We start from the raw sequence: 2,312 nt of genomic DNA on the forward strand, positions 1-2,312 counted from the left end.
GCTTCCGCTTCCGCCATGTCCTCGATCGACGACGCAGCCCTGAGCCAAGTCAGCGGCCAGGACGGCGTGTCGATCGCTGGTGACCTGAACATCAACATCGGTTCGTTCAAGTACACCGACACGGACGCCACCGGTGGTTCCGTGACCTTCGGCGACATCGGCATCAAGGGCCTGTTCGTGATGACCGTTGACATCCTGAACAAGGGTGCTTTCGTCTCGACCGTGGCTGACTCCATCGGTGCTCGTCTGGGCCTGACCCAAGCTGATGCCAACAACGGCAAGGCTCTGGCCGCTGGTGTCGCCGTGGCCCCCACCGCTGGTGGCGTGACCGTGGCAACCGAACTGGGCAAGCTGACGGCTGCTTCGTATGACGCCTTCGGCGCTCAAACAGCTCAAGCTGTGTATGACGGCGCTTCCGACGTTGTGCAGTTCGCTTTCCCTAACGCCAAGCTGAACTCGGCTCTGACCCCCAGCATTACGGTCGGTTCGATCAAGATGGGCAGCACCGCTGCTGACGGCACACGTGGCACCTCGGCTGCTTCGTTCGGCTCGTTCGCCATCAACAACATCGACATGCAAGGCACCAAGGTCTGGATGTGGGCTCACTGATCTGAGCGCATCTGAAGCCTGAAAGGGGCGTCGAAAGGCGCTTCCTGGTCGATGAGAGACAACCCCCGTGGAGGCGATCCCCGGGGGTTGTTTCGTCTCCGGGAGGGCAAAAACGTGACTTTCATCACGCGTGTTTTAAGTGGCGAAATCTGAATTCAAAAAGTGTCTGAATGAAACACAAAACTAGGTAGTTTCCCTGTATTTATGTTGCAGCCTCTCTGCAACCATCCCGAACCTTTCGGGGTAGCAGTCTTCAAACCTGAAAGGTCGGGCATGGCCATCAAATCGTTCACCTTGTCGCAAATAGCCTGGTACAGAACCATGAGCGACGCTTTTCGCCAGCGCGGCTTGAATGCCGACGATCTGCTGGCCAAGAGCGGCGTGCCGATCGGGCCGACCGACGAGATGGATGTGCACCATCTGTCTGATCTGTTCTCCGGCATGTGGGAGCAGGCCGTGGCGCGGACCAACGATCCCGGCATTGGCTTGACGCGTGTGGGGCATCCCCTGGCGGCTTTCGGGGTGGTCTCGCACATGTTGCTGTCATCGACGAATGTGCTGGCGGCGGCCAAGTGCCTGTCTCGTTTTGCAGCGTTGGTGTCGCCCACGTTTTCGATGGATGTGGTGCATGAAGACAAGGTCTATGTGGTGTCCTTTGCCATTTCAGGTGGTCGCAGGCCTGTGCCCATGCAACGCTTTGACTTTCTGGCTTCGGTGTTTCTGGCTGGCGCGCAATGGATCACGGGCAAGCGCCTGGTGCCCAACGTGATGTACATGCCGTTTCCGGAGCCGGCGGATACGACCCCATGGCGTGATGCCTATGGATGCCATGTCGAGTTCAACGCGAGTTCCTTCCGCGGTGAGTTCAAGGCCTGCGACTTCGAACAAGCCATTCCGACGAGTGATCCGGCCATCGCCGACATGTGCGTGCGCATGACCGAGCAGGCAGCGCAGGAGTTGGGTGAGCACTTCACAGGCAAGGTCAGGCAGATGCTGACCAAGATCCTGCACAAGGGTGATCCGCGGCGTGAGCAAGTGGCCGAGATGCTGTGCATCAGCGAGCGGACCTTGCAGCGGCGCTTGAGTGAAGAGGGCACCAGCTTTGCCGAACTGGTCGATGCCGTGCGGCGAGAACGGGCCGAGCGCATGCTGGCTCGTGGCTATCTGAGCGTGACTGAAATGGCTTGTGAGCTGGGCTTCTCTGACCCCAGCAATTTCTATCGGGCGTGCAAACGCTGGTTTGGTTTGTCGCCAAGTTCATTGCGCGTGACGCAGTAATTGGGTGACGTTTTCGTGCTTGTACTTAAGGGGTTTCCTCGCCCTGCATGCGGGTGGCTTGCGGGGTCATGCGCTTGGCCTGAGTGGTCAAGGCCGAATGTGCATTGCTTCGCGATGATGCGTCAGCGCCGCGAAACAAAGGCCCATCCGATCGAACAGGGACGTCAATCGATACGGGGCAGGTGACTTGATCACTCGCCTGTTCAGGGCTGACGGGGCGCAGACAACAACCTCACAATCTTTCTGGAGTTTTCATGCAAGCATTCAAGCTTTCCTTCGTTGCACTGGCTCTGTCGGCCGTGGCTGCTTCCGCTTCCGCCATGTCCTCGATCGACGACGCAGCCCTGAGCCAAGTCAGCGGCCAGGACGGCGTGTCGATCGCTGGTGACCTGAACATCAACATCGGTTCGTTCAAGTACACCGAC

3 protein-coding genes are annotated in these 2,312 nt (G+C 58.9%); all 3 read left to right on the plus strand.

All coding sequences use genetic code 11. The annotated features are described in order from the left end of the window. Nucleotides 1-609 (plus strand): DUF6160 family protein (locus EPO09_RS08480; protein WP_290642121.1); only part of this gene is annotated, 609 nt, incomplete at its 5' end. 321 nt (nucleotides 610-930) lie between these two features. Next, nucleotides 931-1,887, plus strand: a complete 957-nt coding sequence (locus EPO09_RS08485; protein ID WP_290642123.1) for an AraC family transcriptional regulator — start codon at nucleotides 931-933, stop codon at nucleotides 1,885-1,887. A 254-nt stretch (nucleotides 1,888-2,141) separates the two neighbouring features. After that, the coding region (locus EPO09_RS22330) for a DUF6160 family protein (protein WP_367200056.1) at nucleotides 2,142-2,312 on the plus strand (171 nt) is incomplete at its 3' end.

It is taken from the genome of Aquabacterium sp. (assembly GCF_004297345.1).
GTDB lineage: Bacteria > Pseudomonadota > Gammaproteobacteria > Burkholderiales > Burkholderiaceae_C > Aquabacterium.